Genomic DNA, 7,779 nt, shown 5'->3' with positions numbered 1-7,779 from the left:
GTGGTCTAAACTTATTGAGTTGTCACAGGAATTTATTTTAGAGCAACAGTCTGCTTAATCTAACAGTATTAATTAGGCTCTGTTTTAAGAGTCTGCTTCAGTATGCTCTTTTTTGTCACTGTTTAAATGAAGTCATGCTTTTGCTATACTTGTTTAACCCTTTGTGAAGTTCTTTGTTCCCCAATTTTGTCATTCTTAATTTCTTTTTCACCAAACGTTTAATTTTTCATAGAACTTTTGACACTACCTCAATTCCTATAATAATCTAATCATATATTATCATAAAACGTCTTGTTTGTATATAAAATAAATAAAAAAGTTTAAAAAGTCTAGGCGTTTTTTAACCATAATTTTTTCATTCGCTGAATAAAAAATGGATATTTTTCGTCCCCAACTTCTGTGTGGATAATCTCGTACTCACATTTATCACAGATAAAACCACTTTGGATGATAATACCTTCTACTTTTTCATCGCCACACATCACACAAATCTTAGTTTTTTGATTGACACGACTCATTATACCTCTCCTTTAAAGATTGATTTTGGAACAATTATAACCAAAAAGTTTAATAATTATACACATTTGCTCTTCCTTTTGAAATATATATCCAATTTAATAAGTTGATTTCATAAAGTTCAAATATATTAAAGCGATCGATAATGATTTTTTGGGATATCCTTTTCTCTAGAGCACTCAATGAAACAGTTGTGTAGTCATCATTAAGATCAAGAATCAATAAAATATCTGCACCATCTACAGTTTGATACAGGTCTTTAAAATAAAATACCTTTGACGATACCAGTTTTTGATTATTACTATCATCATAAATATGGATTCTCTTTATTGATAATCGAGATATTTTTAGAACTGTTTCTATTTCGTCTATTCCCCAAATCGCGACTACCTGTATTGGGTGTTGGCTGAGTAATCTCTTCAACTCTTCTACCGCCCAATCTTTATCATTTTTGACTATCTTCCTTGATAAGTTAAAAAGTTTTTGTTCACTTTCTACCTGATAGTTATTTAGTTGAGATAATGATTTATTTAACCAATATTTATCTTCTCTTTCTTTAAGATATCGAAAACCGCTTATTTGATTTAAAGCCTTTTTTATCACCTCTATATCAACGCCTAGTTTTTTACAATTTTTTTCTAATTCAATTTGGTAAGCTTTTTTTACAATTAAAAATGACTGGTAGGCAAACTGAGAAATTTCTGCTTCTTTTCTACTAATCAAAAAAACTGGAACATTAATTTTTGCGAGTTCTTTTCTTAAAAACATAGCCAAACCAAAATAAGATTGCCCACCTATCAGGAAATATCTATCTTTAATTTTGCTATAAGGTAATCTTGGAATTACGATAACCTCTATTCTTTTTCCCCTACCTATTAACCATTGATAGACTTTATCAGAAAAACCAAACTCAAATACAGACATCAATACTAATACCCCTATATCATGAAATCGAATCCAATCTTTTATTATTTTCAGCGTCTTATTTCTATCATTGATAGCTAAAACTAAACAGTTTGTTTTTTTCATGATAATGCTAAATTCATCACTCAATATTTGTATATTTGTTAATTTTTTTTGTCTGATGTATGTTTCAATTAAATTCTTATTTTTTTGACCTATCAAAGATATTTCTATTTTTATCGGTAAAAATGATAGCTCCATAACTATCTTTAATATTTCATCAACTGTTCCAATAATATTAAAGACCATATCCAACTCTCCTAGTCAGAACTAATATAAATTCACTAATTTGCCGATATAATATTTAACATTTATTTTTAAGGGGTTAATTAAATGGATGAACGAGTTATTTACAACTACCAACTATTTGTCAGATTTCGCCGAACATTATTCTGGGTATCATTCTTTATAACAACCCTCTTAGCAAGTTTTTTGTTAAACATTATTATTAATCCTGATGTCAACTGGTCTAAAACTTTAACAATACTGTTTTTTTATTATCTTTCTTATCAATTATGGGGAGTAATCTGTATAACCTGGATAAAAAAAGGGATAAAATTCTCCTTACCATTTCTTCCGTGGTATGGTGTTGTACCCAAAAAAATGTTATCTTTTCAAGAATATATTAAATTTGAAACTGGTTACTTCTTGTTATTTTGCCTATCCTTGTTACTAATTATACAGTTTTTTCCCATAGAATTTCGTATTGTAATGTTTTCATTAATTTTGGTTTTATTTATGTATCGGATTTATTTATGGATTCGAGTTCTTTTATTGAACAATAGAAACATTAGGATTAGGTACGAATATTTTGGAATATCTGTCTACAAAACAAAATAAAAACAGCCTTCTGGCTGTATATTGAAAAAATTGACTAGATTATAAATAACTTGATGATTATTAAACTTGCTAATCCAGGAATACCTAAAAACCCGACTACAGAAGAGGTGATCATATTTAAGGGGATGTAAATATTAAAAATTTGTCCAATAATATTGAAAAAGTACAACAAAAAAGCACCAACTGCTATTTTTAAAATTCCAATCCAACCTAACTTAACTATCTTAATCAACCTATCCCCCAAAAATACAATTATAACTATTCCAATAAATAAAATAGCAATCCACCAAAGAATATCTAGATTTTCCATTCACCTCTACTCCCCTTTTTCACCTATTACCTCTATCTCTTTATATTGCTTATTTTTTACTATCATCTCATTTCTCTTTTGGTGATCCTTATATTTATTTAATAAATACATATATCTTCTTTCTGCTGCTAGAATATAAAAGATAATGTAATCAACTACTTCAGGATCACTTACATCATTAAAGCGTCTCAAAGCATATTCCCATTCTTTTTTCGCATTATCTATCTCCTCTAATAGATGATTGTCATTATCGAACATCCCTCTTCCCCTCCTATATTACATATATAGGTGTATAGAATGGCAAATATGCTACTTAATTAATTTTGATTCTTGGATACAAAAATAACCGTTCCATAGGAACGGCTATATTATTATATTTCTCTTCTTCCTTCTAAAGCTTTAGTCAAAGTTACCTCATCTGCATACTCTAAATCTCCACCAACAGGTAAACCATGAGCTATCCTCGTTACCTTAATTCCAAAAGGCTTAACCAATTTGGATAAATACATAGCAGTAGCTTCTCCTTCAATATTAGGATTAGTCGCTAATATCATTTCTTTAACCTGTTCATCTTTAAGACGAACAAGTAGTTCCTTGATTTTTAATTGTTCAGGACCAATCCCTTCCATTGGTGAAATAACACCATTTAACACATGATACAAGCCATTATATTCACGCGTTTTTTCCATAGCTATAACATCTTTAGGTTCTTGAACAACACAGATAATCGAGGGATCTCTAGTCTTATCATTACAGATATAACAAGGATCAACATCGGTTATGTTTTGACATTGGGAACAATAATGCAGATCTTTTTTAGCTTCCACTAAAGCTTTTGCAATAAACAAAACATCTTTTTCTTCCATATTTAACACATGGAAAGATAAACGTTGGGCAGTTTTTGGACCTATTCCTGGTAGTTTGGAAAATCCTTCAATTAATTTCGCTATTGGCTCTGGATAATGGTAATGCATAAACTATCCCTTCTAAAATAATCCAGGAAGATTCAAACCGCCAGTAAATTTACCCATTTCACGGGATACCATTTGGTCAACTTGTTTTAATGCATCATTAACAGCAGTTAACACGAGGTCCTGTAACATTTCCACATCATCGGGATCTACTACCTCTTGGTTGATAGAAATACTTACGATTTCTTTGTGTCCGTTAGCAACGACAGTGACCATTCCACCTCCAGCGGACGATTCAACTGTCTTGTTTTTTAATTCTTCTTGAGCCTTCTCCATTTGTTGTTGCATTTTTTTTACTTGTTTCATCATTTGATTCATATTCTTCATAATTTATCCTCCTAATCTTTAATTACAACTAAATCTTCACCAAATAATTCAATAGCTTTAGCTACAAAATCATCATCTTCCTTAGCATTATTTATCTCCCTTTTTTCTTTAGACGATGATTTAGGTTTTTCACTATTAAAATCCTTCCAATCTTTCTGCATAACATTAAATATATGATATTTTTCTCCAGTTTGTTCGTAGATAACTTCCTCAATCAATTGACGATTAGCGGGTTTATTAGTCGTATCTCGATGCATTACATTATTAAAAGCTATTACAATTAAATCATCTGTGACCCCTACTGGCTCACCGTCAATAAGCCATGCATGAACAGTGACCTTTTTTTGTTTAATAATTTTTAAGATATTCGGCCACATTTTTAGTAATCTTTGGTGCTTTTCCTTTGAAAATCCCGAACTTATTTTTCTTAACCGTGTTGATACTTGATTAGCACTGATAACCTTACTTGAAACGGATTGCTTATTATCAATATTTTGAAGTTTAACCTCTTTGTAGGTTAGTTGTTCTATTTTCGTCTCCAGTTCTCTTATTTTCTTCTTCAATTCGATTACAACTTCACTGGAAGCAAATTGTTGATTTTTATCTTTAGTCAAAGAATTAACCACTTTAACAATCGCCAATTCTAAGACAATTCTGGTTTGGTTGATATTTCTAACCTCATTCAAATACTTATTTAATAATTCAATTACTAGATATAATTCCTCTTCAGAATAAATCTCTGCAATCGTTGAAAGTTCTGGATCTAGTGCGAGTTTTTCTTTTATTTCTTGAAGTTCAGGTGCTGAGTTAAATAATAATAAATCACGATAGTAATATAGGAGGTCTTCTAAAATTTTTTCTGACTCCATACCATCTTGAAGTAATTGAGAAACAATTTCTAAAACTTGAGCCGTATTTTGTTCCTTAACAGCCTTGGCTACTTCTGAAAATACTTGATAGGGAGCTCTTCCTGTTATCCTCAAAACATCTTCAAAAGTAACTTTATCACCACTGAAAGATAATACTTGATCAAGAAGACTTAAGGCATCACGCATTCCACCTTCCGAGTGGCTAGCAATGTATGATAAAGCCTTTTCTTCAATAATAAACCCTTCCGATTTTACTATTTGATCTAACCTTTTAATCATCACATCAGTAGAGATCCTTCTGAAATCAAATCTCTGACATCTAGAAATTATGGTTAGTGGTAATTTATACGGTTCAGTTGTAGCCAATATGAAAATTACATGTTTGGGTGGTTCTTCCAAAGTTTTTAGAAGAGCATTAAAGGCTTCTGTAGTTAACATATGAACTTCATCTATGATATAGACCTTAAATCTAGCTTCTGTTGGAGCAAATTTAACATTTTCCCTTAAATCCCTAATCTCTTCTACTCCTCTATTAGAAGCGGCATCAATTTCAACAACATCTAATACCGTGCCTTCTGTAATCCCTTTACAAACATGACATTGATTACATGGTTCTTCACTCGGACCTAGTTCACAATTAACAGCTTTAGCAAATATTTTAGCGGCACTAGTTTTGCCAGTACCTCTTGGTCCACTGAAGAGATATGCGTGTGAAAACCGATTTTCTTTCAAGGCATTTTTTAATGTTCGTGTAATATGTTCTTGACCTATAACTTCTTTAAATGTTTGAGGCCGCCAAGCACGATATAATGCTAAATAGGCCATAATTTACACCTCAATTATATTTTGATTATGCTTTTCTAATCTATTATACTAGGTATTATTAAGCATTTCAAAAAAAAATACCTCGTCTTTACGAGGGTAGAAGTTATGTCTATATAAAGGGAATTTTTATCTGAAATGTGGTGCCAAAACCTTTGTTTAATATTCTTATATTTCCACCTAAATCATGGATGATCTTTTGACTAATAGAAAGTCCTAAACCAGTGCCAGTCCCTTTGGTTGTGAAAAATGGTTCGAATATTTTGTCAACTATATAATTAGGTATTCCTGGACCTGTATCTTGAATTAAAATTTCTACCCGTTTTTGTGCCTTATTTATATCAGTAGAAATTGTTAAAATTCCACCTTCAGACATTGCTTCAATTCCATTTTTAGCAATATTCAAGAATACTTGTTTAAGTAACTCTGAATCCGCGCTAACTAAAGGTATTAAATGATTTAATTCATATTTAACTTCTACTCCATGTAACAAACTCTCATTTTGAATAATTGGTAAAATAGCCTTTAGCACACTATTTACATCTGTTGGTTTATGTACAATATCCTTTGGTTTACTTAATAATAGAATTTCACTTACCAATTTATTAATTCGTTCAATTTCAGAAAGCACTATTTCTATATAACCAATTTCTTCTACTAATCCGTTGTTCAATAAGGAATTTTTCAAAATTTGCATAAAACCTTTGATTGAAGTAAGAGGATTTCTGATCTCATGTGCCGTTCCTGCAGCAATTTGTCCAATTGTAACTAAACGATCATTTTGACACACTTGTTGCTCTAATGATCTTAGATTGGTCACATCTTTAAAAACAACATAAGCACCTACTGCTCCACCCTTCTCATCCCTTATTAAATTTGAATCAATCAGTAGCTCATATTTTTTATGATCCATAGTCCATACAATAGCATGATTGGAAATAATAATCCCATCGATTAACGTACGTTGCACGATTCGATGTTCATCAGGAATGTCAGAAAAAACTTCATCAATCGGTCTATTGATAACTTGTTTTTTCTCAACATTTAACAATCTACAGACTAACGGGCTGATTTCAATTATTTTAAGATTATTGTCTATCACAATTATTCCAATATTAATTTCCGAGACAAAACTTTCAGCAAATCGAGATAATAAATCCATCTGTTTAGGCTTTTGAATATCTAAAAATCCTAAAATAAAAAACTTTGGTCTTAATAATCTCCAAATCAACACTTTGCTATATTGCAAATTATTCCTGAAATCCCTCCATCGCAGTTGAAAATGACTATCTAACGATGAGGATTTTAGAATTTCAAAAAAATCTTCTTTACTTCCATCAAACTCGATCAATATATCGTATGGTTGGTTTAGAAGGTCTATTTCGGCATAATTTGATGCTTGAAGTAGTATTTGGTTGATCGCTATTATAGAGCCTCTTTCATCAATCACCAGGTAACCTATCGGTAATTGATTAATATATTTAATGACTTGTTCTAAATTCATTCCAACTCTTATGTTACTCATGTATCTACCTCCTATATCCAAAAACAACCATATAAGACAATACTGTAAAAAAATATATATGAAATATTCGCCTTAGTTTTTTTAATCCCCTTCTTTATACATAAAATTTCCAAAATTTCCTCAAAAAAATCTATAAAAAAAACACCTGATAAAACAGGTGTTTCAATTATTTAAATAAAGAGTCGTGCACCTATCATTGATCATCCCACATAGGCGTACCCATGTAGTTAGCTCAGATCAGGCAACCCTACAACACATGAAAAATTCCACTTACCGCTGCTTCCTTCCGGACCTGACGGGGTTCATGGACATTCATTGCATAGGACCCAACCATCAACACCACTTGCACGAGCCAGACCCTACATGTAGATGACCGCTGATAGGAATTCGATCCCGCTAGAGCGGATTGCGGGTTACAGGGCACCGCTACCTCCCCATCTAGCACGACAAACTTATTAAACTTATTTAAGCCCCAAAAAGGGTACATACTTCATTATACAGATATAACAATCGTTATTCAAGTGGAAGATCCTGTTTGTGGCGGAGAGGGTGGGATTTGAACCCACGGTACGGCTAAACACCGTACAGCGGTTTTCGAGACCGCCACCTTAAGCCACTCGGACACCTCTCCACTAT

At 31.8% G+C, this 7,779-nt stretch carries 8 protein-coding genes, 1 tRNA gene and 1 other RNA gene; all 10 read right to left on the bottom strand.

All coding sequences use genetic code 11. The annotated features are described in order from the left end of the window. Nucleotides 1-329 precede the first annotated feature (329 nt). The 10 genes from BHF71_RS04670 to BHF71_RS04620 all read right to left on the bottom strand — a co-directional run bounded on the left by BHF71_RS04670 (nt 330) and on the right by BHF71_RS04620 (nt 7,774). Nucleotides 330-518, bottom strand: a complete 189-nt coding sequence (locus BHF71_RS04670) for a sigma factor G inhibitor Gin (RefSeq protein ID WP_069656505.1) — start codon at nt 516-518, stop codon at nt 330-332. Between the two features lie 49 nt (nt 519-567). After that, nucleotides 568-1,728: a Rossmann-fold NAD(P)-binding domain-containing protein gene (locus BHF71_RS04665; protein WP_069656504.1), complete on the bottom strand. Its 1,161-nt coding sequence runs from the start codon at nt 1,726-1,728 to the stop codon at nt 568-570. A gap of 625 nt (nt 1,729-2,353) precedes the next feature. Beyond that, the gene (locus BHF71_RS04655; protein ID WP_069656502.1) at nt 2,354-2,629 is read right to left on the bottom strand and encodes a pro-sigmaK processing inhibitor BofA family protein; all 276 of its coding nucleotides are present in this window, start codon (nt 2,627-2,629) and stop codon (nt 2,354-2,356) included. Nucleotides 2,630-2,635: 6 nt separating this feature from the next. Further along, nucleotides 2,636-2,887 carry a DUF2508 family protein gene (locus tag BHF71_RS04650; RefSeq protein WP_069656501.1) on the bottom strand — a complete coding sequence of 84 codons (252 nt, stop codon included), beginning with the start codon at nt 2,885-2,887 and terminating at the stop codon, nt 2,636-2,638. A 113-nt stretch (nt 2,888-3,000) separates the two neighbouring features. Beyond that, a complete protein-coding gene (gene recR, locus BHF71_RS04645) occupies nt 3,001-3,603 on the bottom strand; it encodes a recombination mediator RecR (RefSeq protein WP_069656500.1) in 603 nt (200 codons plus the stop codon). A gap of 12 nt (nt 3,604-3,615) precedes the next feature. Next, entirely contained in the window at nt 3,616-3,927 is a 312-nt protein-coding gene (locus BHF71_RS04640) for a YbaB/EbfC family nucleoid-associated protein (RefSeq protein ID WP_069656499.1), read from the bottom strand. 11 nt (nt 3,928-3,938) lie between these two features. After that, nucleotides 3,939-5,621, bottom strand: coding sequence for a DNA polymerase III subunit gamma/tau (gene dnaX, locus BHF71_RS04635; RefSeq protein WP_069656498.1), 1,683 nt, complete (start codon nt 5,619-5,621; stop codon nt 3,939-3,941). 109 nt (nt 5,622-5,730) lie between these two features. Continuing rightward, complete coding sequence (locus tag BHF71_RS04630) at nt 5,731-7,143, bottom strand: PAS domain-containing sensor histidine kinase (protein ID WP_069656497.1); 1,413 nt, start codon at nt 7,141-7,143, stop codon at nt 5,731-5,733. A gap of 182 nt (nt 7,144-7,325) precedes the next feature. Next, nucleotides 7,326-7,590: signal recognition particle sRNA large type (ffs, locus tag BHF71_RS04625), an RNA gene on the bottom strand. 91 nt (nt 7,591-7,681) lie between these two features. Then, nucleotides 7,682-7,774 (bottom strand) — tRNA-Ser (locus tag BHF71_RS04620). Nucleotides 7,775-7,779: the final 5 nt, after the last annotated feature.

Source organism: Vulcanibacillus modesticaldus, assembly GCF_001730235.1.
GTDB lineage: Bacteria > Bacillota > Bacilli > Tepidibacillales > Tepidibacillaceae > Vulcanibacillus > Vulcanibacillus modesticaldus.
Note: the sequence above shows the minus strand (reverse complement) of the source record. Positions and strands in the feature narration are given on the sequence as shown.